This window comes from Streptomyces sp. NPDC020681 (assembly GCF_044334895.1).
GTDB lineage: Bacteria > Actinomycetota > Actinomycetes > Streptomycetales > Streptomycetaceae > Streptomyces.
Genome location: NZ_JBIRTX010000012.1, coordinates 202,339 through 224,430, shown reverse-complemented (window position 1 = coordinate 224,430; position 22,092 = coordinate 202,339). Strand labels below are relative to the sequence as shown.

Here is a 22,092-nt window from a genome sequence, read left to right as displayed (position 1 = left end):
GATCAAATCGGTCGAAACCTCCCTAAGCTGGGATGATGGCTGAGGATCGGCGGCTGCGAGCCGTGGTGGCGCTGGCGCAGGCGATGGCGTCCGCGCACACGCCGCGCGAGTTCTGGCGGGCGGCGGCGCTGGGCGCGTGCGACGCCCTGTCCGGCTCCTTCGCGGCGCTGTCCGTGTGGGAGCGGGAACTGGGACGGCTCAAGGTGCTGGTGAACGCGGGCGAACGGGCCCCGGGCGAGGACGAGTTCCCGGAGTCCGAGACGTACCCGGTCAACCGCTTCCCCGAGATCACGGAGTTTCTGCACGAACGCTGGGCCGGCGGCGGCGAGCCGGACGCCTGGGTCGAGACCGTCGACGGACCGGCGACGCCCGGCCACGGGTACTGCCACCAGAGGGTGGCCGCCCTGCGCAGGCGTCGCCGCGGCTGCTGTGTCGTCGCGCCGATCGTGCTGCACGGGCGGGCCTGGGGCGAGCTCTATGTGGCCAGGCCGATCGGCTCGCCGGTCTTCGACCGGGACGACGCCGACTTCGCGACCGTGCTCGCCTCGGTCGTGGCTGCCGGGATCGCGCAGAGCGAGCGGCTGGAAGAGGTGCGCCGGCTCGCGTTCACGGACCCGCTGACCGGTCTCGCCAACCGCCGCGCGGTCGACATAAGGCTCGACGAGGCGCTGGAGCGCCAGCGCCAGGACGGCTCCGTCGTCAGCCTGGTGGTCTGCGACCTCAACGGGCTGAAAAGGGTGAACGACACGCACGGGCACGCGGTCGGCGACCGGCTGCTGGAGCGCTTCGGCTCGGTGCTCTCGCTGTGCGGAGCGATGCTGCCGGGAACGCTGGCGGCCCGGCTCGGCGGCGACGAGTTCTGCCTTGTCACGGTCGGCCCCGCCGCCGACGACGTGGTCCGGGTCGCCGACGAACTCTGCGTACGGGCCGGTGAGTTGGAGCTCGGCGAGGGCGTGGCCTGTGGCGTCGCTTCGACCGGCGACCCGATCGGCCAGGTCCGCTCGGCCCGCCGGCTGTTCCGGCTCGCGGACGCTGCCCAGTACCGGGCGAAGGCGGCCCACTCGCCGAAGCCGGTGGTCGCGGGCCGTGACGGCACGGTGCTGCGTCTCGCGGACGCGCCGCCGCGGGCGCAGCACGAGCGCCGCAGCTTCCGCGGCGTACGGCCGGAGGACGACCAGGAACCGTGGAGCGAGCCCTGAGCCACCTCGCCTTGGAGGGCTGCGCTCCTGCGTAAGGGGTCAACCGGGGCACCACTAGTGACAGGTTGCGATTCAGTCCGTACGCTGCTGAATATGGATATGCATACCGTGGTGGTGGGGACGTCCGGTACCACCGCTGAAGACGTCGTCGCCGTGGCCCGCGAGGGCGCCCGCATCGTGATCTCCGACGAGGCCGTCGCCGCCCTCGCCGCCGCCCGCGGCATCGTGGACGCGCTGGCCGCCAAGCCCGAGCCCGTCTACGGCGTCTCGACCGGGTTCGGCGCGCTCGCCACCCGGCACATCAGCCATGAACTGCGCGCGCAGCTCCAGCGCAACATCGTGCGTTCGCACGCCGCCGGAATGGGCCCGCGCGTCGAGCGCGAGGTCGTCCGCGCGCTGATGTTCCTGCGGCTGAAGACCGTCTGCTCCGGCCACACCGGCGTACGGCCCGAGGTCGCGCAGACGATGGCTGACGTACTGAACGCCGGCATCACGCCCGTCGTCCACGAATACGGCTCACTCGGCTGCTCCGGCGACCTCGCGCCACTCTCGCACTGCGCGCTGACGCTCATGGGCGAGGGCGACGCGGAAGGCCCCGACGGCGAGCTGCGCCCGGCCGGCGAACTGCTCGCCGCGCACGGCATCGCGCCCGTCGAGCTCCGTGAGAAGGAGGGCCTCGCGCTCCTCAACGGCACCGACGGCATGCTCGGCATGCTGGCACTGGCCCTCGCCGACCTCGACCGGCTGTACAAGTCCGCCGACATCACCGCCGCGCTCTCGCTGGAGGCGCTGCTCGGCACGGAGAAGGTGCTGCTGCCCGAGCTGCACGCGATCCGCCCGCACCCGGGCCAGAGCGCCGCCGCCGCCAATATGAGCGCCGTGCTCAAGGGCTCCGGGCTCACCGGCCACTTCCAGCAGGACGAGGCACCGCGCGTCCAGGACGCGTACTCCGTGCGCTGCGCCCCGCAGGTCGCCGGCGCGGGCCGGGACACGCTCGCCCACGCCCGCCTGGTCGCCGACCGCGAACTCGCCTCCGCCGTCGACAACCCGGTGGTGCTGCCCGACGGCCGGGTGATGTCCAACGGCAACTTCCACGGCGCGCCCGTCGCGTACGTACTCGACTTCCTGGCCATCGCCGCGGCCGACCTCGGCTCCATCGCCGAACGCCGCACCGACCGGCTGCTCGACAAGAACCGCAGCCACGGACTGCCGCCCTTTCTCGCCGGCGACGCGGGCGTGGACTCGGGCCTGATGATCGCTCAGTACACGCAGGCGGCGCTGGTCAGCGAGATGAAGCGGCTCGCCGTGCCCGCCTCCGTGGACTCCATCCCGTCCTCCGCGATGCAGGAGGACCATGTGTCCATGGGCTGGTCGGCCGCGCGCAAACTGCGCACCGCGGTCGCGAGTCTGAGCCGGATCGTCGCGGTCGAGCTCTACGCCGCGACCCGCGCCATCGAGCTCCGCCACGGCCTGACCCCGGCGCCCGCCTCCCAGGCCGCGATCGACGCGCTGCGCGCGGCGGGCGTACAGGGACCCGGGCCGGACCGTTTCCTCGCGCCCGACCTGGAGGCGGCGGACGTGTTCGTACGGACAGGCAGGCTCGTCGCGGCGGTGGAACCGGTGACGGGCCCGCTGGCCTGACAGGCCCGCTGAAGCAGTCGAGCTACAGGTGCGCCGGTCCGCGCCGGCGCACCGCGTAGCTCACAAAACCCACGCCGACCGCGAGGAACGCCGTCCCTCCGATCAGATACGGCGTCGTGTCGAACGAGCCCGTGTCCGCGAGTTTCAGGTCCTGGGACGTCGCCCCCGCGCCCGTCTGCTGTTTCGCCATGCCCTCCGCCTCGGCCGTGGCATTCGCTGACGGTACGAACCACAGCGCACACAGCAAAGACCCTGCGGCAGTGGCGGTCAGAAGGGGGCGGCGCGCGACGGACACTGACTCGATCCTCCTTGAGGATTCCTCGAATTGGCCGGTTGCGCCGATGCTAGTGAAAGGCAGCGGGTCGTGGGAAACCGACCGGGGCCCGAGCTCTACTCTCCGTCGTATGACCACTTCTGAGGAATCACGGTATGTGCGGCTGCGGGTGGATTTGGTGCTCGAGATCGGGGCACCCGACGAGCTGACCGGCAAGGCGCTGGCGAAGATCGCGGCGGACGAGTTCATGCCGGACGAGGAGCGCGCGCATGCCGAGTCCGCGGTGCGCGAGGACGAGGCGGAGGCCATCGCCTATCTCGTGGACCCCTTCGACCTGGTCGGCGGAGTGCCTGGAGTGGAGCTCGCGCAGGCGTCGTGGAGCAGCGAGCAGATCGAGTACGACCCCGATGCGGAGGAGTGGGAGCTCGGCGAGGAAGATGGGGAGTACGACGAGGACGTCGACGGCGACGACGACGGTGACGGTGACGGTGACGGTGACGACGACGGTGTCGGGGACCGCGAGCGGGTGTAGGCGCCTGTAGCGCCCGGGCCCCGGAGGCGTCGCCGTGAACCGGGGCCCGGCGGTTTCCGTGACGGTGAGTGGTGTGGGCCACATCCCCGGGGGAAGTGGAACCGGACGGCCCGGAATGAGTGTTGTTTTAGGGGTCAGGGGATTCGGCGACGATGGAGAAGCGTGTGATGACGGGAAGCAAGCGGCGCAGGGGCCTTATGGTCGCGTCCGCGGTGCTCGGCGGCGTGCTCGTGATGTCCGCCTGCAGCGGCGACGGGGACAAGGGCGGCAGCGCCGACGGCTCGAAGGACTCGCAGGCCAAGGTCGACGAGGCGGCGGCGAAGGACGTCTCCAAGGCCCGAATAGCCATCTCGCCGAAGAACGGCGCGACCAACGCCAGCATCAACAAAGGCACCAAGGTCACCGTCAGTGAAGGCACGCTGACCGAGGTCACCATGACCACCGCCGACGGCAAGGCCGTCGAGGGCACGCTGGCCGCCGACGGCAAGAGCTGGCAGCCGGACGAGCAGCTGGACCGCTCCACCACGTACAAGATCGCCGCCACCGCCAAGGACGCCGCGGGCCTGGAGGCCCACGAGAACTCCTCCTTCACCACGGTCTCGCCCGCCAACAGCTTCATCGGCAACTTCACGCCGGAAGACGGTTCCACCGTCGGCGTCGGCATGCCGGTGTCGATCAACTTCAACAAGGCGATCACCGACAAGAAGGCCGTGCAGGGCGGGATCACCGTCACGTCGAGCAGTGGCCAGGAGGTCGTCGGTCACTGGTTCAACGGGCAGCGTCTGGACTTCCGCCCGGACCAGTACTGGCAGGAAGGCTCCACCGTCACGCTGAAGCTGAACCTGGACGGGGTCGAGGGTGCCGACGGCGTCTTCGGCGTCCAGCAGAAGACGGTCACCTTCAAGATCGGCCGCAACCAGGTCTCCACCGTCGACGCCGCCACCAAGACGATGAAGATCACGCAGGACGGCAAGACCGTCAAGACGATCCCGATCTCCGCGGGCTCCGCCGAAAACCCCACGTACAACGGCCAGATGGTGATCTCCGAGAAGTTCAAGGAGACCCGGATGAACGGCGCGACGGTCGGCTTCACGGACGACGACGGCAAGGGCGAGTACGACATCAAGAACGTCCCGCACGCCATGCGGCTGTCCACGTCGGGCACCTTCATCCACGGCAACTACTGGGGCGCCGACTCGATCTTCGGCAGCGCCAACACCAGCCACGGCTGTGTCGGTCTCAACGACGTCGAGGGCGCGGGCGACCCGAACCAGCCCGCCGCCTGGCTGTACGACAACTCCATCGTCGGCGATGTCGTGATCGTCAAGAACTCCAAGGACAAGACGATTCAGCCGGACAACGGACTCAACGGCTGGAACATGAGCTGGGACGCCTGGAAGGCCGGCTCCGCGGTCTGAGCCGCCGCTGATCCTGATCTCCGCCGAACGGACAAAGGCGGCGCCACCCCCCGTGGGTGCCGCCGCCTTTTCGTTTGCGCGGGACAACCTATGCCGGGCACGCGCCAGTGTGGCAGTGATCGAACAAATTGGTCTGAGCTGGCTTGAACTCGCCCATTTCGTTCAATGTTTGACGGCTAGCCAGGCCGCCCAAGATCACGGGGGCGTTTCCAAATGACTGGTTGGAGGTCGGTACCATGATCGCATGGCTTGGGACACCGCACGCACCCGCAAATCCCTGCTCGACGCGGCCGTGAACGAATTTGCCGAGTACGGCTTCGAAGGAGCGCGGGTCGACCGCATCGGCACCCGCGCGGGCGTCAACAAGGAGCGGATCTACCAGTACTTCGGCAATAAACAGCAGCTCTTCGGTCATGTGCTGGAGACCGAGCTGGAACGGATCGCGTCCGCCTTCCCCGTCACCGTCGAACAGGCCGCCGACCTCGGCGACTACGCGGGCCGCCTGTACGACTACCACCGCGCGCACCCTCACTTCATCCGCCTCCTGCACTGGGAGGGCCTGCGGGACACCGGCGGGCCCGCGCTGAACGAGGCCAGGCGGACGGAGACCTACGGCGCCAGGGTGCGGGCCCTGGCCGAGGCGCAGCGCAACGGCACGCTCGACCCGGGCCTCGATCCCGACGCGCTGTTCTACGCCGTACTCGCGCTCGGCGCCTGGTGGTTCAGCGTCCCGCAGGCGGTCCGCATGATCTACGGCGGAAAGCCGGGCCCCACGTCGGAACGGGCCGCACTGGTCCGCCTGGTCCGCAGGCTCGCGGGCCAGGACCGGTAGCCGGGTGGCCGACAGGCCGTGACTCGGCCATAGGACCGCGCGTCCGCGCGTCAGCAGACCGAGTCCGCCGAGCGCGGCATCCGGTAGCCCGAGTCCAGCCGGTACTCGCCGGCCCGCGGGACCGTGAGCCGCGTCCACTCGCCCTCCTGCCGCAGGCACGCGCCCTTCGCCCGCAGCCACGGCGAGTACGCCACCCGCACCGTCACCGACCCGGCTACCGGCATCCGTACCACCAGCTGCGCGTCGTCGCCGCGCACCACCACCCCCGGCGACGACACCAGCGGCACCGCGTCCCGCACCCGGTAGACCGTCCAGCCGTCGTCCTGCCAGACCCGGTCCAGCCATTCGGGGCCGCTGCGGACGAGCGCCGCCTCCGCCTCGGCGGGGCCGTCCGGCCTCCCGTGGTGCAGCACCACCAGGCCCACCGCCCAGCGGTCCAGCCACTGCCGGTAGGTCCGCTCGTCGAGCGAGCCGTCGTAGAACAGCCGCCCGCGCTCCACGTCGAGCTGGCGGTTCCAGCCGCGCGCCATGTTGATGTGCGGAGCGAGGACGGTCGCCTCGCGGTGGTTGCGGGCCGGGACGACCTCGACGCGCGTACGGTCCGCGCCGAGCCGCTCCAGCGCCCGTACGACCCCGTCGGTGTGCGCGGCCCACGACGGCACGTCGTTGGAGACGGCCAGGTCGTCCTCGGTCTTGTCGATCAGCCAGTACGTGTTCATGACCAGCGCCAGTGCCAGCACGGCCCGCAGCAGCCGCGGCAGCCCGCCCGCGAGCACCGCGGCGAGCAGCACCGGCGGGCCCGCCAGACCCAGCAGACGCTCGACGTTCGTGCCGATCGGCGAGGCGATGAGATACGTCAGCACGACGCCGACGCCGTACAACCCGGCCCCGTACCGCACCACGCGCCACTCGCGCGGCGCGGCGACGGCCACCGCGACGGCCACGGCCAGCGGCATCCACAGCTTCCCGGTCGCCATCGGCTGTTCGCCGGTGAACGGGAACAGCAGCGTCACGACCCCGACCACGACAACCGGCGGCAGCGCGAGCGCCAGCCCTCTGCGCCACTGCCGGTCCAGCAGATACGCCGCCCCCGCCACCAGCAGGAACAGCCCGGCCACCGGGCTGGCCGTCGTGGCGAGCCCCGCGCACACGGCGGCCAGGGCCGTCCTGCGCACATACAGCAGCGCCACCAGCCCGATCGCGACGCCGAGCGCGAAGGTCGTACGACCGGACGCGACATTGCACCAGAGCGCCACCGCACCGAGGACTGCCGGCCACACCGGGCGCGGCACCCCGCTGCGTACGAACAGGCACGCCAGCACCCACGTCCCGGCGAGCCCCGCGGCCACCGACACCGCGCGCACCCCGAAGACCGCCATCAAAGGGGGAGTGAGCAGGCTGTAGTTGGCGGTGTGGGTGCCGCCGTACCAGGAGAGGTTGTAGGCCGAGCCGGGATGCCGCTCCATGAATCCGGCCCATGCCAGCTGCGCCGCGAGATCGCCGCCGCCGGTCGCCAGCAGGCCCGCCCACAGGACGTACAGCGGCACGACGACGGCCGTCGCGACGAGCGGGACGCGCCACCACGCCGGTGCGTCCCGCTCCTGCTTCTGCTCCTGCTCGTCGTTGTCCGTGCCCACGGTCTCCGGCCGCTCGGCCCGCTCGCTGATCCCCACCGCGCACACACTAACGGTGTGTCATCGCGGGCCCGCTGAACACTGGCGCGCCGGTTCAGGCCGCGTCCGCCGCCCGGCCGGACCTCAACTCAAGCCGCTCTCCGACGAACCCGCTCCTGAAGCGCCGGTCGTGCGAGACCGCCACCACCGCTCCCTCGTACGCCGCCAGCGCCGCCTCCAGCTCTTCCACCAGGCTCAGCGCCACATGGTTGGTCGGTTCGTCGAGTACGAGCAGATCGGCGGGCGACGCCAGCAGCCGGGCCAGCTCCAGCCGCCGCTGCTGGCCCACGGAGAGGGCGGCGACCGGCACGGTCAGGTCCTCCTCGCGGAACAGGCCGAGGCCGAGCAGCTCGTCGGCGTACTCGTCGGGCAGTCCGCGGCGGCCCGCCGCATAGGCCGCCAGCAGCGGCCGGCGCGAGGGCACGGCCGGCAGCTCCTGCGGCAGATAGCCGATCGCGACCTGTTCCCGGCGGTGCACCGTGCCCTCGTCGGGCCGCAGATCACCGGCGAGTACGCGCAGCAGCGTGGTCTTGCCGGCGCCGTTCGGGCCGGTGACCAACAGCCGTCGGCCGGACTCCACGCGCAGCCCGTGCAGCCGCAGCCGGTCGCCGACCGCGATGTCCGTCAGCTCGGCGAGCAGCCCTTCGCGGCCCGCCGTGACCGGCCGCGCCGCGAACCGCAACGGCTCGGGCGGCGCAGGCACGGGCTCGCGCCTGAGCCGGTCGAGCCGCTGCCGTGCGGCCCTGACCTGCCCGGAGAGCTTTGCCTCGTGCGAACGCCGGTGCTTGCCCCAGCCCTCGTGCGGATCCTTCCCGGTCGCCGCGAGCCGCTGCCCGGCGGCCGCCACCAGCTCCTGAGTACGGGCCAGATCGTCCAGCCACTCCTGGTGCTCCTGCTCCCAGCGGCGGCGGGCGGCGGCCTTCGCGGTCCGGTAGCCCTGCCAGCCGTCGCCGTACCGGTGCACGGTGCGGGTGTCCCGGTCGACCTCGAGGATGGTGGTGGCGATCCGTTCGAGAAAGGCCCGGTCGTGGGTGACGGCGACGACGGTGCCGCGGTGCGCCCGCAGCTGCTGCTCCAGCCACTCGGTGGCCTGCCGGTCGAGATGGTTCGTCGGCTCGTCGAGCAGCAGCAACTCGGGCGCGGCGGCCAGCACACAGGCGAGCGCGAGCCGTGACTGCTCCCCGCCGGAGAGCGTCCCGATCCGCCGCTTCCGTGCGACGCGCCCGAGCCCGAGCGCGTGCAGGGCGGCGTCGGCGCGGGCGTCGGCCTCGTATCCACCGCGCTCGTCGAAGGCGTTGAGCAGATCTCCGTACGCGGTGAGCTCGTCGTCGGTGGCGTCCGCCAGGGTCTTCTCGGCGAGCCGCATCCGCCGCTCGATCTCGCGCAACTCGGCGAGGGCGGTGTCGACGGCGTCCTGCACGGAGTGGTCGGGCCCGAGCCCGAGGGTCTGCGCAAGGGTCTGAGCGAGATGTCCGACGCCGCCTGGCGCACCGACGGTGATCTCACCGGAATGGGGCGCGTCGTCCCCGGCGATCAGCCGCAGGAGGGTGGACTTCCCGGAGCCGTTCTCGCCGATGACACCGGCGCGCTCGCCGGGCCGGACGGTGACGGACACCTGGTCGAGTACGGGGCGGGTCCCGAAGGCCTTGGAGACGTCCTTCATGGTCAATTGGGCGCGTTCGCGCATGGTCTTTCCCTGAATGTGACATGCCTGCAGGGCAGGGGAGGGTTCTGTCGGACCGGGAGAAAGGGGACGTCAGCGGAGGGTGCTCAGCGGAGAGTCACGCTGCGTCCGCGCCCGGAATCAGAGAAAGAAGTAGTGCGTGTGTGAACCCATGCATCCAGCTTAACCAGGACCCGCCGCCGGGGAATGCGATTTTCCGGCGGCGCGTTCTCCATGATCACAGGTGGCTCCCCGGAGTGACCCCAAGTCCCTTTACGCACCCGCTAGTTGGAGGATGGACGCCATGCCGACCGTCGCTCTCGACGAGACCGTCCGCGCACTGCTCGACGCCAAGAACTTCGCCACCGTCTCCACGGTCGGCCCCTCCGGCGCACCGCACTCCTCGGTGGTCTGGATCAAACGCGACGGCGACGCACTGCTCTTCTCCACGACGGCGCACCGCCAGAAGGCCCGCAACATCGAACGCGACGCGCGGGTCAGCGTCTCGGTCTTCGACCTGGCGAACCCGTACAGCTCGGCGGAGATCCGCGGAGTCGCGGAACTGCTCCCGGACGAGGACAAGCGTCTGCCGTACGAGCTCTCGCACAAGTACCTGGGGGTGGAGCCGCCGGCGGAGAAGCCGGACGAGGTCCGGCTGATCGTCCGGATCACTCCGGAGAAGGTGCTGCGCTTCGCGCCGTGAGCGGTGCGGACCGGGTGCCGCGACCTCTGCCCTCAGCGAATCTGCTGCGGGCCGAGATTCCTGACGCGCCCGTCCCGGCCTCCGACAGTGGAGAGACCGCTGCGAACGTCGCCGCGGGCTCGACAAGGAGGCACCGTGTCACCACTCCTCACCGGCTGGGACCCAGCCCTCGCTCCCCGCGCCGACGACGGCGACACACCCCCTTCCCGCTTCGACGACCACCTCGCCGCGCAGCTCCTCACCCAGCGGATCGTCTTCCTCGGCACCCAGGTCGACGAGATCTCCGCGAACCGGGTCTGTGCGCAGATGCTGTTGCTGTCGGCGGAGGATCCGCGGACCGGGATCAGTCTCTACATCAACAGCCCGGGTGGGTCGGTGACCGCGGGGCTGGCCATCTACGACACGATGCGGCTGATCCCCAACGACGTGTCGACCCTCGCGATGGGGTTCGCCGCGAGCATGGGGCAGTTCCTGCTCACCGTCGGGACCGCGGGCAAGCGCTTCGCGCTGCCGAACGCGCGGATCATGATGCATCAGCCGTCCGCCGGGATCGGCGGGACCGCCGCCGATATCGCGATCCAGGCGGAGAACCTCGAGTTCACGAAGAAGGCAGTCGAGCGGATCACCGCCGAGCACACCGGGCAGAGCGAGGAGACCATCTCGCGCGACGGCGACCGCGACCGGTGGTTCACGGCCGAGCAGGCGAAGGAGTACGGGATGGTCGATCACGTCGTCGAGTCGCTCGACGACGTGCGGCCCGCCGCGTCGCGGCGGCCGGTGGGGCTGGGGGTCTGACATGGGGCAGTACACGATTCCGAACGTCGTCGAGCGCACACCGCAGGGCGAGCGGTCGTACGACGTCTTCAGCCGGCTGCTGTCCGAGCGGATCATCTTCCTCGGCACCGAGATCGACGACGGGGTCGCGAACGTCGTCATCGCGCAGTTGCTCCACCTCGAGTCGTCGAGCCCGGAGAGCGAGATCGCGATCTACATCAACTCGCCGGGCGGCTCGTTCACTTCGCTCATGGCGATCTACGACACGATGACCTTCGTACGCGCCCCGATCTCGACGTTCTGCGTCGGACAGGCGGCCTCGACCGCGGCGGTACTGCTGGCCGGCGGAGATCCCGGGCGGCGGTTCGTACTGGAACACGCCAGGGTCCTGCTGGGGCAGCCGGCGAGCGGCGGGCGGCAGGGGACGGTCTCGGACCTCAGCCTCCAGGCGAAGGAGATGCTGCGGATCCGCTCGCAGGTCGAGGAGGTCCTGTCGCGGCATACGCACCACGATGCCGGGACGCTGCGCACGGACATGGACCGCGACAAGTTCTTCACCGCGGAGGAGGCCGTGGCGTACGGGCTGGCGGACGAGGTGCTCAGCCGGCGGCTGGTGGCCTGACGGGAGGGTCAGGCGGCAAGGAGCACGCCGCCGTGCAGCGACGTCACGTGCGGGCTACGGCGATTGGCCCTCGGCCTCGGCTGCGCGAGACGGGCGAGCTCGCTCTGGGTCAGGGCGAGGAGATCGGCCAGCCCGAGGCCCAGGGCACGGGCCGCGGCCGCGAGGACTTCGGACGAGGCCTCCTTGCGGCCGCGCTCGAGCTCGGAGAGATACGGCATCGAGATCCGGGCCGCGTCGGCCACATCCTTGAGCGTGCGCTCCTGCGCAAGACGCTCCCGCCGCAGCACGTCACCGACGACGTGCCGCCACAGCGGCTCCTTGGCGGCAGGAGGACCCGTGGGGGCCGGCGCCGCGGGAGCCGGGCGCAATGGGATGACACGGGCTTGGTTCGGCGCGTCGCTGCTCACCTCTTCAGCGTATGAGGATTGGGCCCGGTCGGGAGGCAGGCGGGTTGCGCCACCGGCGAAATCCGCCTGCCCGGCGTTCTCTTTCGGCCGGACGCCGTCGCGGCCCGCCGCGCCTCAACCGCCGTACGGGAAACGGCATATGAGCGGCGTTGCCATCGCTGACGTGGAACGGCACGGCCAGCACGAGCGACGGGAGCGGGCACACTCCGTTCACTCCGTCAGATGCCGGGGGAGCGCGGCCTTCGGCCCTGGACCGCCCAGGCCCGCGCGGTCAACGCGATCGTCCCATCAGGCCGGGTCGGCACGGACGCGCGGAGCGCGTCGCGCAAGTGGTCCCGAGCGGTCGGATCGAGTGCGGTGACGTAGCCGGGGGCGGGGCCCTGCCCGGCCAGGAATGGCTCCCACAAGTCCGCGAAGCCGGCGAAGACGGTGGGCACCACAACCGGCGCGACCGCGACGTCGACCAGTCCCGCCCGCGTCCACAGCGCTCGCAGCAGATCCGGCCGGCACATCTGGAATCGTCGGCCCTCGTCGAGTGCGACAGCCGACGGGTCCACCGCAACCACGGCATCCCAGAAGCAGCGCAGGAACCCCATGCCCTCGGCGTAGTCCCAGACGTAGGCGGCGACCAGCCCACCCGGCCGCACGGCGCGGGTCGCCTCGGCCACGGCAGCATCCGGAGCGGAAACGAAGTTGAGCGCCAGTCCGCTGACGGCCACATCGAAAACCGCGTCGCGCACCGGCAGCGACTGCGCGTCGGCCACCGCGAAGTGCGCCGGTGCATCCCTGGCGCCACGGGCCGAGGCCACGAACCCGACGGACCGGTCGAGTCCCAGCACCGCCCGGGGCCGACATCGGTCAACCACGGATGCGGTCAACGCCCCCGTACCGCATCCCATGTCCAGCCACCGCAAGCCGTCCGGGCAGTTGAGCCACCCGAGGAACTCATCCGCGACCGGACGGCTCCAGCGGCCCATGTACCGGTCGTAGGCTTCTCCGGCTGTCCACTTGTCGGGCGTCTGTCCCTTCATGGCCACCACGATCCTCGACGGGGCACGCACATGCGACAGCGCCGCAGCATTTCACCGAGGCGTTCAAGGACCAGGGCGACAAGACGCAGGACGACGCACGCGAACAGCTGACGGCGGAGACAAAGGCCTTCGAGAAGCAACTCGACAAGCTCCGCACCGGGCAATGCGTATGCAGAGCCATCGGCCCGGCTCTCCGGCCGTCCTCCACGTCCATGTCAAGCCTCGCTCACAGCCCTTGAGCGAAACATCCGTGTCGCCCGTCATCGACGCCGTGACCGTCCGTTAGGCTCGCGCCGCCATACAGGTTCCGATCTTCATGGAGGGCAGGACGGCGAGGATCAATCGCGAGCGTCTGGTCAGAACGCTGACGTTCTGGCTGCGTCCCGCCTTCGCGTTGCGAGTCATCAACCGGTTCCAGAAGATTGTTGGTTTCGACCGCTCGATGGCCCTGGCGTCCAGTGCTCTCACCGCACTGGTTCCGCTCGCGATCCTCGTCAGCGCCGTCCTGAGCGACTTCGTCGACTACGACTCTGCGGAGCGGATCATCAAGCGCTACGGCCTCACCGGAGAGGGCGCCGAAGCAGTCAACTCCCTCTTCTCCCCTGCCGAGAGCTCAAACGCGAGCGTGGGCATCTTTGGGGTGGTGTTCCTGACGATCTCGGTGCTGAGCTTCGCGCGAGCCTCGCAGCGGCTCTTCGAACAGACATGGGAACTCAAGCCCCTCAGCGTGCGCAACACACGAAACGGCCTGTGGTGGATCCTCACACTTGGTGGCTACGCAGTGGTCACCGGGTGGCTCTCCGCATTCCATGGCGGCAGCGGGCTAGGTCTGGTGACCGCGGCCGGCGAGGCATCGGTAACCGCCGTGTTCCTTGTCTGGAGCGGGTGGATCCTGTCAGCAAAGCGGATCACCTGGCCCGACCTGATCCCTTTCGGCGTCACAGCAGCCGTTCTGGCAACGGTCTATTCCGTGGCCGCAACCCTCTACCTGCCGCGTCTCTTCAACTCGTCCGCCTCACGCTACGGGGTGGTCGGTGCCGTCTTCGCGATGATCTCGGCCCTCTTCGCAGGCATGCTCCTCCTCGTCGCATCGGCCGCAGTAGGACGAGAAGTACGAGACGAGCTCAGTCGGATCCGTCACGGCCGGCGCCCTTCGGACCATGAGGTACGCCAGCAGTGGGACAGCGTGGTCGAGCAGACACGGTCACGTTGGCGCACGGCACGGGAACAGGTCTCTCATCGTCGCAACAAGAGCGCGGACCACTGACTCGTCACGGCTCACCATCCTCATGTGTCCTTGTCACGGGCCTCGCCAGATGTTGTCGAAGGCCGCGTCTTCGATCTTTCGCCGTTGCCGTACGGCCTCCAGTTCCATCACCGCGTTGTTGACGGCGGCCAGTACGGTCACGACGGCGTCGTCGGAGAGATCCTCGGAGTCTTCGGACGGCTCATGGATTCCCGAGGCTGCCGCGAGCGCGGCGAGGACGGGCTCGCCCGACGTCCAGCGTTCGGCGGCGTGGCGGCGGGCCGGTGAGTCGACCAGTGCCGTTCGGTCGGTCCGGAGGGGAACCCAGCGATGGCGTTGCCGAGCGACCACTCCTTCCGCCTCCAGGGCGGCGAGATAGGTCGAGGACAGGCCACGGCCTCGGCGCCACAGCCAGTCTTCGACCGACTCGTACGGTGTCTGTCGGCTGAGCGACGACGCTGCGTCGTTCAACTGGCGATCAGCTACTTCCGACGGCGGGCCGGGCACGATGCGGTCGTCGTCCAGCGTGAGGGCCTGGGCGTCGACGAGGTCGACCAGTTCGGCTCCCGCGAGGGCGAGCGACAGGTCGCCCCGCTCCACGGGGCGACTGGACGCGACGTCCATGCTGACGATCAACAGGTCACGCGGTGTGGTCATGACGGGCTCCATGTCGGAGGCAGGGGTGGCGATACCCGGCCAAGAGGCGGGTACCAAACATAGTGGCTCCGCATCCGGCGCCCCTGGGTGACGTCAGCCCTCGGCCTTGGACACCGTTCGGGCACGAGACACCCATCCCCACGAGAGGGTACGTACATGATCCATGGCGACCACGAAGCGAGCAGCGACTTGTGGGTGGCGGATGAACGGCCGTCCCAGGAGCGGGGTTCCGCGTTATGTGTGCCCCAACACCCCGGGCACGGACGCGTGCGCGGGTACCGCGACCAATGCAGAGCGCACGGATGAGCATGCTCGGGACATGGTTCTTGCGGCGCTGGAGTCGCCCGAGTTTGTAGAGCGGCTGCGCAGTCAGGACGACGGCGGTTCCGCGAGGTGATAGCGGCCTTGTGTGTAAGCCGTGTCGGCCCACTCGCCGAAACGCCGGACGCCCCGCTTGAGGACATCTACGCAGCGCCGCCGGGCACAAACTCACCTGGTCCGAGACCGTACAAGCGCGCATGCCGCAGGCCGACGAGCGCGGCGCCCTGGACCTGCCCGACGCCACACCGACACCCACGCGGCTATCACACCGCCGCTGACGGTGATCGATTACGCCTCGGTCGTGACCTGCTTAACGGACTCAGCTCGCGCGGCCAACACAGCCTGCCATCAGTCCGACCGTCCTCCCTTGCTCGTCACCCATCCCGGCGGCCTGGGCTGTCGGTCGTGATGGGTGTACTGCGCGGCACTGCGATATGGAGGCCGGCACCTGTGGGCGGGGGTGCCATGGCAGCGGGCCAGTTCCTGCGTGGCCCGGTACAGGGCGAGCTCGATGGTGTCGGGCGGCGTCAGGATGCCGTTTCCGTTGGACGGTACGAGCCATCGCAAGTCTCCCCAGCGGCAGTGGGGGGCGGGCGCGGTGATCCATCCTCCCTGGGTGACGTGGCGGGTGCGATCACCGACCCAAGTGGCCGCAGGATCGAGAGGCAGGAAGAAGCCAACCTCACGCCGTCTGCCGTCCAGCAGCACAGGGCCGGGAGCGCAAGGAAGATCGTCGAGGATGTCTGTCGCACGCAGACCCAGGCACGCGGGGACGATCAGCACGTCCCAGAAGCGTCCGGCGGCCAACAGATGGATGCCGGTGCCGCCGCGCTGCCAGTCACGCCTGCAAGCTCGCGGATCCTCCGCAGCGGCGGCCAGCCACTCCGTCGCCCTCTTCCAATGAGTCAGTGCCAACACAAACCTCCTGCGTGATGCGGGCCTTGTGAGCCCGGCAGGTCAAACGGCTGACCCGACAACGCTGACCCGCTGGCGGACAGACGGGAAGGGTGGCGGAGGCTGGCGGTTATGTCACCGGCCCAGACCTCAGGCACGATCACCTCACCGGTCCGCCGGCGCAGTGGGTCAGCCGCGGCCGGGTCGAGAAGGTCGCACGGGTGGTGATCAACTCCGTGGTCTTCCGCTCCAGCGGCCAGAACCTGACCACCATGGGCACCTACATCGAGATGACTCTTCGTCTGACTGAGCTTGCGCTGCTCTGGCTGCCTTGGTCATCCGCGGCAGAGTCAAACGCTGCCCCCTGCCCATCGCCAGCACACCTGAGCCGGAGATCGGCCACCGCTCGGGCCCGCTGCGCCGGTCGCGCGGTTGGAGCGAGGCGAAGTTGGCCGAGGCGAAGACGGCCACTACGTGGCTGGGGCGGTCGGGCCGGCACATGCACCACCGACGCCTCGCCCTCGACTGCGAAACCAATCCGCGCACCGGTCCAAGCCGTGATCCACCTCGCGGTGATCGACTTCATCAGCAGACGACTCACCGTAAATCCACACCGAACTGGCGCGCGACACCTGAAAGCTCCGAAAACCTTCCCCGGGGTAGAACGCATTTCGAGGATGCCTTCGACACGGCAACCGGGAGTTGCCCCTATCAGGGTGACGCTTTCCTGGCGCCGGGTGCAGTGGGCGTTCCGTCGCCAAGGATTCGGTGTGGACTGAAGCTTGGCAATCCGAAGCCAGGCGTGGCACTAGCGCCCAGTTCAGTTATGCGAGAGAAAGGACAACATCGTGAAGAAGTTTGTTCCTGCTGCCCTGTTCGTGGGTCTGCTCCCCGCCCTGTTGGTCGGCGCCACCACCGCGTCCGCTACGGGCAACTACAGCTGCAGCAACGGCCTCGCCAACGTAGTCACCTGCAACAACACGAACGTTGGCCCGGTTATCGTGAAGATCACCGGAAACCGGACGCTGACCGGCAACGAGCTCAGCGTGCTGGAGAACAACTTCAACAAGGCCACCGTCAACGTCACGACCCTGAAGAACGTGACCGTGAACACCTACAAGTCCTTCAACCCCAGCGTCACGGTCAAGAACATCAACGTCTGCATCGCGTCAATCTGCAAGTAACCCCTCAATATGCCCGCCCGCTCAGGGCGGACCGACGACGCCGGGGCCTCTGTTCATCCAGGGCCCCGGCGTTTTCGCGGCATTATTTCCGGACCCACACGGGCAGTTTCGTCTTCATGAGTTACTACCCTGACGCTGAACAGGTCACGCGCACGGTAGAGAATGGGACCCGGGGTGCGGACAGGGGCGTCTGCCTCATCGCTTCTCGCAGACACCGCCCAAATCAGCACCAGAAGGGGCGGTAATCAGCGGTCAAGCCGGATCTCGCGCAGAGTGGAACGCTGAACGCAACGTAGGCACTTGGCAGGTCAGAGGTCTGCCTTCTTCGAAACGCCCAGAAGGTCAGCGGTTTCGCGGGCCCCAGCCACGCCACCCCGGTGGAAGGACTCCACCGCTTTAGCGACTATCGCCGCAAAGGATGGACAGAGTCACCGTGGATCAGTACGCCGGAAACGATCGCTGTCTCACGGCTGAACGCCCTGACCTTCAGCGGCCAGATAGGGGTTGCCGGGCGCCGGGTCCACCCGCCAGAAGTACTCCGTCGCCGCCTTGAACTGGCGATGCGTCGGATGCAGCCCCGTGTGCTTGAGCGTCCACACCTCCACCGGTAGCCGCTCGCCGTCCGCGGGCTCAGCTTCAGCGCCGCACTTGAGGCAGATCGCCGAGAAGGTCGCCTGAGGTGCACCCTCCCCCGACTCCGCCGTCAGCGTCCACTCTGCCGCCTTGATGATCGTGTGCGGAGCCATCAGAACCCCCGGTTCTGGCTACGCCTGTTGGTCTCAGCCACCCGCGCGCTCAGCGCCTCATCCGCACTCGCCTCATGCATTTTTTGCGGCTCTACGTCCCCCTCGCGACCTCCCTCTAAGGGGCGCAGTTGGACCCTCGGCCCGACACGGCCCATCACTCGACCGACCTTGTTTCGCCTCGTGTCGACAGCCGGCGTGCCGATTTCCAGCGCGGCAGGAGTCCCGCTCCCCGGCCCTTCTGCCCTCGTCACAGACATGGTCACCGCCTCGTCGCCTCACGTCTCGTAGCGCCAAGACCAGAGCATGATCGCTGTGTTCTGGGCCACACTGGATGCCCGCAGTGCATACCCGCATGCATCAGGCATATTCCGACGCGGAGTGGCGCGGCCGGGGACCTACCGCGGCCCAGAGGGGTGAGTCGATGAACTGGTCCAAGCAGGCCATCCGGGACGCGTCATGCGAGAGCAACTACGGGCGCCGTCCCCCTGTACGAGACCACCCTCGCCCAGGGCGAGCAGGTCCTGGGCGACCCCCACCCCCACACCCTCATGAGCTGCAACAACCTCGCTCATGCGCGCTGTGCCGCTCAAGCCGGCCGTAGCACTGCGACAGGTGCCTGGTGCCACGACCGCTGTCTTGAAGCACGGGGCGGGGCGCCGTCGACTACTAGTCCGTAGCCTCCGGAGCCGGCGCGATGCCCGTCGGACAAGACGCCCCCAGTTCGTCTCGAACGGGTCACCTAGCTTGACACCCGTCCCGCCGATCCTAGGCTGCCATGTGACCCAGGGGCGACAGTTGCTCGTTCGGCGGGCTCGCCCGGTCACGGATGCACGTGGGCCAGCAGTTCGTCCCCGGCCGGACAAGGACGCTCCTGGAGGGAAGTCGGGCCGCGGCGTCCTGGTCGCCGTCGCTGACAGAGATCGTCACAGCAGACGGTGGCCCCACGACAGGCGGGAGGTGGCTGCGGGCGGTGGTCTCAGCCTGTTTGGAGGCGTTTCGTCGCAAGCTGAGACCACCAACCGCAGCCACCTCACACCTATCGATGGCTCGGCAAGACTTGTATCGATCCCGCGAGCGGCCGGGCTATGCGGCCACCGCCTCGTCGGCGAGCAGCAGACCGGCCAGTTGTTCCTGGATCCCGGCGTATGCCGTGTGGTTGATGACGGTCGTGCGGTCCCGAGGACGCGGGATCGGCACCGGGATGATCGTGCGTACCGATGGGTGGGGCGGGTTCGACATGACCACGACCCGGTCGGCGAGCAGAATCGCCTCGTCGAGCCCGTGCGTAACCATGAGCACTTTCTCGGTCTCCGACTCGTTTCCCCACAGCTCTATGAGCTGCTGCTGCAGACGCGAGCGGGTGAGCGCGTCCAGCGCGCCGAACGGCTCGTCCAGAAGCAGCGTGCGGGGCCCCACGGCAAATGCCCTGGCAACCGCGGCGCGCTGCGCCATGCCGCCCGACACCTGTCCCGGGCGCTTGTCGCGGTGCTCCCACAGTCCGACGGCGGTCAGATACCGCTCGACCATCCCGTCGGCCTTCGCCTTCGACCAGTCCGGGCGTGCCGCCCGGACGGCCTCGCGCACATTGGCGAGAAGGCTCAACCGGGGCAGCAGGGAATAGTTCTGGAAGACCATCGCCCGCTCAGGACCCGGCCCGGTAACCGGCTGACCGTCCACGACGATGTCACCCTCGTCCGGGCGGACCAGGCCACCGACCATGTTGAGCAGTGTCGACTTGCCGCAGCCCGAGTGGCCGATGAAGGAGACGAACTCCCCTTCTTCGACGGTCAGGTCGACCCCCCGGAGCACGTGCTGCGCGGCCGATCCCCTCCGACGGAACGTCTTGTGCAGACCGCGGATCTCGACCGTCATGACTGAACCTCCTCGATGGCCACCTTGCGCGAGAGCCGTACCAGAATCACGTCAAGGACCAGACCGACAAGACCGATGAGGACGATCGCGGCAACGACCGAGCTCAGGTTCCCGGCGTTGTACGAGTCCCATACGAAGAACCCGATCCCTGAAGTTCCGGAGAGCATCTCGACCGCAACGATGACCATCCACGCGATGCCCATCGACAGCCGCAGACCGGTGATGATCGACGGCAGTGCGTTCGGCACGAGCACATGCCTCGTGTAAGCGAGGCGACCGAAGCGGAAGACCCGCGCGACATTGCGATGATCCTTCGGGATGTCCGCTGCGCCGGCTGCGGTATTGATCAGCGTGGGCCACAGCGCGGTGATGAAGATGACGAATATCGAGGCCTGGGCGGCATCCTTGAGCACGGCAAGCCAGATCGGGAACCAGGCCAGCGGCGACACAGGACGCAGCACCTGAACCACCGGGTTGAACGCCAGCCAGGCCCGGCGGCTCGCGCCGATGAGCATCCCCGCCGACACCCCGACCACAGCGGCCAGTGCGAAGCCGATGAACACCCGCTGCAGGGACGTGCCCAGTTGCCGCCCGACCCCCTTGTCGTTCGGGCCGTTGTCGTAGAACGGATCGGCCAGCAGGTCGACCAGTGTCCGGGCCCCGTCGATTGGGGCCGGGACGTCGGTCGAGCGGGATGCAGCCAGCTGCCAGAGCAGCAGGACGGCCGTGGTACCGAGCACGGCCCATCCGAGGCCGCGGCCCAGTTCGGCGAGCCGGCCGGCCCAGACGCCGGGGGTGGGCGATGGAGGACCGGAGGCGCCGGGCGGCCCCGGCTGAGGGTCGGGCGCCCCCGCCGGCTCCCCCTCGTCCGCCTTGATCAGCGAGATCGTCATCGCCGCTTCGCCTCCTCCTCTGGCTTCTTGGGGTCGAACATCGTGCTGTCGAGCTTCACGCGGAACGGGCTCATGTCGTCTCCCGGGACGTCGATGCCCTCCTTGCTTGCGACCTCCTCGTACAGGTCGCGCAGGATGATCTCGTCAGCGATCTTGGCGTACGGCGGCGCCTCGTTGAGGAGCCCGAATCGCTGGTACTGGCTCAGGAACCAGATGGCGTGCGCGCGCCGTGGCGCGGAGGTTTCGCCATTGCGGAAGAACATCATCTGGTCGCCGCTGAACTTCTTCTCGCCGAGGTCTGCCCCCAGCTCGTAGGTGCCCAGCAGCCGGCCCTCGATGTCCTTCGGCGGCGCCTTGACGTACTGCGCGGCACCGATCGTCGTCGCCGCCTTTGCGCGGTTGTCCAGGTCGTCGAGCCACTTGGCGGCCTTGAGGACCGCCCCCATCACATCGGCCAGGACGTCCTTCTTCTGCGTGGCGAACCTGGCGCCCGCGACGAGGGCCTTCTCGGGATGGTGCTGCCAGATGTCCTGGGTGGTGATGTGGGTGAAGCCGATGTCCTGCTGGACGGCAACGGCGTTCCAGGGCTCCCCGACGCAGTAGCCGTCCATGTTGCCGACCTTCATGTTGGCGACCATCTGGGGCGGCGGGATCGGAACGATCTTCACCTTGGACGGATTCGCCTTGGTGGCCTTGAGCCAGTAGCGCAGCCATGTGTCGTGCGTGCCGCCGGGGAAGGTCATGGCCAGCGTGGGCGCCTTCTTCTCCAGCAGCTCCCGGGCGGCGCCGAGGTTCCCGTACCCGGCGTCGGCGAAGTCCTTCTTGAGGGTGATGGCCTGGCCGTTGTTGTTGAGCACCATGGCGATCTTGAGGTCGGTCGAGCCTGTGCCCGCAACCTTCGCCGCAACGGAGAGCGGAAGGCTGAACAGGGCATGAGCGGCATCGATCTGCCCGTTGAGAAGATTGTCCCGAGTGGCTGGCCAGGAGGCCTGCTTGATCAATTCAACGTCGAGGTCGCGCTCGGCGAAGTACCCGAGTTCCTTTGCCATCACCAGCGGCGCACAGTCGGTCAACGCGATGAAGCCGAGCTTCACCTTACGACCGGGCTTCGATGACGAGGGAGTGCTGTTGCTCGTTCCGCAGGCGGCGAGAGCACTGCCGAGCGAGGCGGCGACTGCGGCTGATCCGGCGAGGCGTAGCAGCTGTCTTCGCCCGAGGTTATTTTCCATGGCCGGAACCTACGGGCCGCCCGAGACGGCGGAATTGCGCAGATGTCAAGGGTGTAAATCGCACATCTCGCATCCCGGTAGGCGCCCGGCGTGAGGTTGCGGTAACCGGTCTGACGTTGCAGCCATGGCGCGGAGGGGCGCGGGAGCCGTCGATTTGACCAGCCTCTACGTGATCACCCTCCCGCGGGGGCAACACCGATCGGGCAGGAAACACCGGTCTCTGCGAGCTTGCGTTGCCATGTGACCTGTTGGACCCCGCGATGTGAATCGTGAGCTACGGC

Annotated in this window: 20 protein-coding genes; 10 read left to right on the top strand and 10 right to left on the bottom strand. The window is 68.8% G+C overall.

Annotated elements, in window-relative coordinates; all coding sequences use genetic code 11:
- Nucleotides 1–32 precede the first annotated feature (32 nt).
- Both ACH4YL_RS26765 and hutH read left to right on the top strand, forming a co-directional pair.
- Entirely contained in the window at nt 33–1,199 is a 1,167-nt protein-coding gene (locus ACH4YL_RS26765; protein WP_398509980.1) for a diguanylate cyclase domain-containing protein, read from the top strand.
- A gap of 99 nt (nt 1,200–1,298) precedes the next feature.
- Nucleotides 1,299–2,840 carry a histidine ammonia-lyase gene (hutH, locus tag ACH4YL_RS26760; RefSeq protein ID WP_398510013.1) on the top strand — a complete coding sequence of 514 codons (1,542 nt, stop codon included), beginning with the start codon at nt 1,299–1,301 and terminating at the stop codon, nt 2,838–2,840.
- A gap of 22 nt (nt 2,841–2,862) precedes the next feature.
- On the opposite strand, the gene ACH4YL_RS26755 is transcribed toward hutH, so the two are convergent.
- Nucleotides 2,863–3,135, bottom strand: a complete 273-nt coding sequence (locus ACH4YL_RS26755; RefSeq protein ID WP_398509979.1) for a hypothetical protein — start codon at nt 3,133–3,135, stop codon at nt 2,863–2,865.
- A gap of 109 nt (nt 3,136–3,244) precedes the next feature.
- Here ACH4YL_RS26755 and ACH4YL_RS26750 point away from each other — a divergent pair, with 109 nt between their 5' ends.
- The 3 genes from ACH4YL_RS26750 to ACH4YL_RS26740 all read left to right on the top strand — a co-directional run bounded on the left by ACH4YL_RS26750 (nt 3,245) and on the right by ACH4YL_RS26740 (nt 5,896).
- On the top strand, nt 3,245–3,646 hold the full coding sequence (locus ACH4YL_RS26750) for a hypothetical protein (protein WP_398509978.1): 402 nt from the start codon (nt 3,245–3,247) through the stop codon (nt 3,644–3,646).
- 152 nt (nt 3,647–3,798) lie between these two features.
- Nucleotides 3,799–5,064 (top strand): Ig-like domain-containing protein, encoded by a 1,266-nt coding sequence (locus ACH4YL_RS26745; protein WP_398509977.1) that lies wholly within the window; start codon nt 3,799–3,801, stop codon nt 5,062–5,064.
- A 244-nt stretch (nt 5,065–5,308) separates the two neighbouring features.
- A complete protein-coding gene (locus ACH4YL_RS26740) occupies nt 5,309–5,896 on the top strand; it encodes a TetR family transcriptional regulator (protein ID WP_398509976.1) in 588 nt (195 codons plus the stop codon).
- 50 nt (nt 5,897–5,946) lie between these two features.
- On the opposite strand, the gene ACH4YL_RS26735 is transcribed toward ACH4YL_RS26740, so the two are convergent.
- Both ACH4YL_RS26735 and abc-f read right to left on the bottom strand, forming a co-directional pair.
- Nucleotides 5,947–7,443, bottom strand: a complete 1,497-nt coding sequence (locus ACH4YL_RS26735) for a hypothetical protein (RefSeq protein ID WP_398510012.1) — start codon at nt 7,441–7,443, stop codon at nt 5,947–5,949.
- Between the two features lie 181 nt (nt 7,444–7,624).
- Nucleotides 7,625–9,256: a ribosomal protection-like ABC-F family protein gene (abc-f, locus tag ACH4YL_RS26730; RefSeq protein ID WP_398509975.1), complete on the bottom strand. Its 1,632-nt coding sequence runs from the start codon at nt 9,254–9,256 to the stop codon at nt 7,625–7,627.
- Nucleotides 9,257–9,536: 280 nt separating this feature from the next.
- Here abc-f and ACH4YL_RS26725 point away from each other — a divergent pair, with 280 nt between their 5' ends.
- The 3 genes from ACH4YL_RS26725 (at nt 9,537) to ACH4YL_RS26715 (ending at nt 11,331) form a co-directional block, all read left to right on the top strand.
- On the top strand, nt 9,537–9,935 hold the full coding sequence (locus tag ACH4YL_RS26725) for a PPOX class F420-dependent oxidoreductase (RefSeq protein WP_398509974.1): 399 nt from the start codon (nt 9,537–9,539) through the stop codon (nt 9,933–9,935).
- A gap of 135 nt (nt 9,936–10,070) precedes the next feature.
- Nucleotides 10,071–10,730: a ClpP family protease gene (locus ACH4YL_RS26720; RefSeq protein WP_398509973.1), complete on the top strand. Its 660-nt coding sequence runs from the start codon at nt 10,071–10,073 to the stop codon at nt 10,728–10,730.
- 1 nt (nt 10,731) lies between these two features.
- Nucleotides 10,732–11,331, top strand: coding sequence for a ClpP family protease (locus ACH4YL_RS26715; RefSeq protein WP_398509972.1), 600 nt, complete (start codon nt 10,732–10,734; stop codon nt 11,329–11,331).
- 8 nt (nt 11,332–11,339) lie between these two features.
- Here ACH4YL_RS26715 and ACH4YL_RS26710 read toward each other — a convergent pair whose 3' ends face one another.
- Nucleotides 11,340–11,738 carry a helix-turn-helix domain-containing protein gene (locus tag ACH4YL_RS26710; RefSeq protein WP_398509971.1) on the bottom strand — a complete coding sequence of 133 codons (399 nt, stop codon included), beginning with the start codon at nt 11,736–11,738 and terminating at the stop codon, nt 11,340–11,342.
- A 218-nt stretch (nt 11,739–11,956) separates the two neighbouring features.
- The gene (locus ACH4YL_RS26705) at nt 11,957–12,769 is read right to left on the bottom strand and encodes a class I SAM-dependent methyltransferase (protein ID WP_398509970.1); all 813 of its coding nucleotides are present in this window, start codon (nt 12,767–12,769) and stop codon (nt 11,957–11,959) included.
- A gap of 316 nt (nt 12,770–13,085) precedes the next feature.
- Here ACH4YL_RS26705 and ACH4YL_RS26700 point away from each other — a divergent pair, with 316 nt between their 5' ends.
- Complete coding sequence (locus ACH4YL_RS26700; RefSeq protein ID WP_398509969.1) at nt 13,086–14,036, top strand: hypothetical protein; 951 nt, start codon at nt 13,086–13,088, stop codon at nt 14,034–14,036.
- Between the two features lie 33 nt (nt 14,037–14,069).
- Here ACH4YL_RS26700 and ACH4YL_RS26695 read toward each other — a convergent pair whose 3' ends face one another.
- Complete coding sequence (locus ACH4YL_RS26695; RefSeq protein ID WP_398509968.1) at nt 14,070–14,672, bottom strand: GPP34 family phosphoprotein; 603 nt, start codon at nt 14,670–14,672, stop codon at nt 14,070–14,072.
- Between the two features lie 2,063 nt (nt 14,673–16,735).
- On the opposite strand from ACH4YL_RS26695, the gene ACH4YL_RS26690 reads away from it, so the two are divergent.
- Entirely contained in the window at nt 16,736–17,071 is a 336-nt protein-coding gene (locus ACH4YL_RS26690; protein WP_398509967.1) for a hypothetical protein, read from the top strand.
- A gap of 464 nt (nt 17,072–17,535) precedes the next feature.
- On the opposite strand, the gene ACH4YL_RS26685 is transcribed toward ACH4YL_RS26690, so the two are convergent.
- From ACH4YL_RS26685 to ACH4YL_RS26670, 4 genes are all read right to left on the bottom strand, one after another.
- Nucleotides 17,536–17,817 carry a hypothetical protein gene (locus tag ACH4YL_RS26685; RefSeq protein ID WP_398509966.1) on the bottom strand — a complete coding sequence of 94 codons (282 nt, stop codon included), beginning with the start codon at nt 17,815–17,817 and terminating at the stop codon, nt 17,536–17,538.
- 1,083 nt (nt 17,818–18,900) lie between these two features.
- Complete coding sequence (locus ACH4YL_RS26680) at nt 18,901–19,689, bottom strand: ABC transporter ATP-binding protein (RefSeq protein WP_398509965.1); 789 nt, start codon at nt 19,687–19,689, stop codon at nt 18,901–18,903.
- A complete protein-coding gene (gene ntrB, locus ACH4YL_RS26675; protein WP_398509964.1) occupies nt 19,686–20,582 on the bottom strand; it encodes a nitrate ABC transporter permease in 897 nt (298 codons plus the stop codon). The genes ACH4YL_RS26680 and ntrB overlap by 4 nt, the downstream gene beginning before the upstream one ends.
- Nucleotides 20,579–21,811 carry a CmpA/NrtA family ABC transporter substrate-binding protein gene (locus ACH4YL_RS26670; RefSeq protein WP_398509963.1) on the bottom strand — a complete coding sequence of 411 codons (1,233 nt, stop codon included), beginning with the start codon at nt 21,809–21,811 and terminating at the stop codon, nt 20,579–20,581. The genes ntrB and ACH4YL_RS26670 overlap by 4 nt, the downstream gene beginning before the upstream one ends.
- Nucleotides 21,812–22,092 lie beyond the last annotated feature (281 nt).

What these genes read in the sequence shown, in the direction of transcription:
- ACH4YL_RS26705 (WP_398509970.1), bottom strand. Translation starts at nt 12,769, where the DNA reads ATGAAGGGACAGACGCCCGACAAGTGGACAGCCGGAGAAGCCTACGAC.
- ACH4YL_RS26725 (WP_398509974.1), top strand. Translation starts at nt 9,537, where the DNA reads ATGCCGACCGTCGCTCTCGACGAGACCGTCCGCGCACTGCTCGACGCC.
- ACH4YL_RS26740 (WP_398509976.1), top strand. Translation starts at nt 5,309, where the DNA reads ATGGCTTGGGACACCGCACGCACCCGCAAATCCCTGCTCGACGCGGCC.
- ntrB (WP_398509964.1), bottom strand. Translation starts at nt 20,582, where the DNA reads ATGACGATCTCGCTGATCAAGGCGGACGAGGGGGAGCCGGCGGGGGCG.
- ACH4YL_RS26715 (WP_398509972.1), top strand. Translation starts at nt 10,732, where the DNA reads ATGGGGCAGTACACGATTCCGAACGTCGTCGAGCGCACACCGCAGGGC.
- ACH4YL_RS26685 (WP_398509966.1), bottom strand. Translation starts at nt 17,817, where the DNA reads ATGGCTCCGCACACGATCATCAAGGCGGCAGAGTGGACGCTGACGGCG.
- ACH4YL_RS26765 (WP_398509980.1), top strand. Translation starts at nt 33, where the DNA reads ATGATGGCTGAGGATCGGCGGCTGCGAGCCGTGGTGGCGCTGGCGCAG.
- ACH4YL_RS26670 (WP_398509963.1), bottom strand. Translation starts at nt 21,811, where the DNA reads ATGGAAAATAACCTCGGGCGAAGACAGCTGCTACGCCTCGCCGGATCA.
- ACH4YL_RS26750 (WP_398509978.1), top strand. Translation starts at nt 3,245, where the DNA reads ATGACCACTTCTGAGGAATCACGGTATGTGCGGCTGCGGGTGGATTTG.
- abc-f (WP_398509975.1), bottom strand. Translation starts at nt 9,256, where the DNA reads ATGCGCGAACGCGCCCAATTGACCATGAAGGACGTCTCCAAGGCCTTC.
- ACH4YL_RS26680 (WP_398509965.1), bottom strand. Translation starts at nt 19,689, where the DNA reads ATGACGGTCGAGATCCGCGGTCTGCACAAGACGTTCCGTCGGAGGGGA.
- hutH (WP_398510013.1), top strand. Translation starts at nt 1,299, where the DNA reads ATGCATACCGTGGTGGTGGGGACGTCCGGTACCACCGCTGAAGACGTC.
- ACH4YL_RS26745 (WP_398509977.1), top strand. Translation starts at nt 3,799, where the DNA reads ATGGAGAAGCGTGTGATGACGGGAAGCAAGCGGCGCAGGGGCCTTATG.
- ACH4YL_RS26700 (WP_398509969.1), top strand. Translation starts at nt 13,086, where the DNA reads ATGGAGGGCAGGACGGCGAGGATCAATCGCGAGCGTCTGGTCAGAACG.
- ACH4YL_RS26695 (WP_398509968.1), bottom strand. Translation starts at nt 14,672, where the DNA reads ATGACCACACCGCGTGACCTGTTGATCGTCAGCATGGACGTCGCGTCC.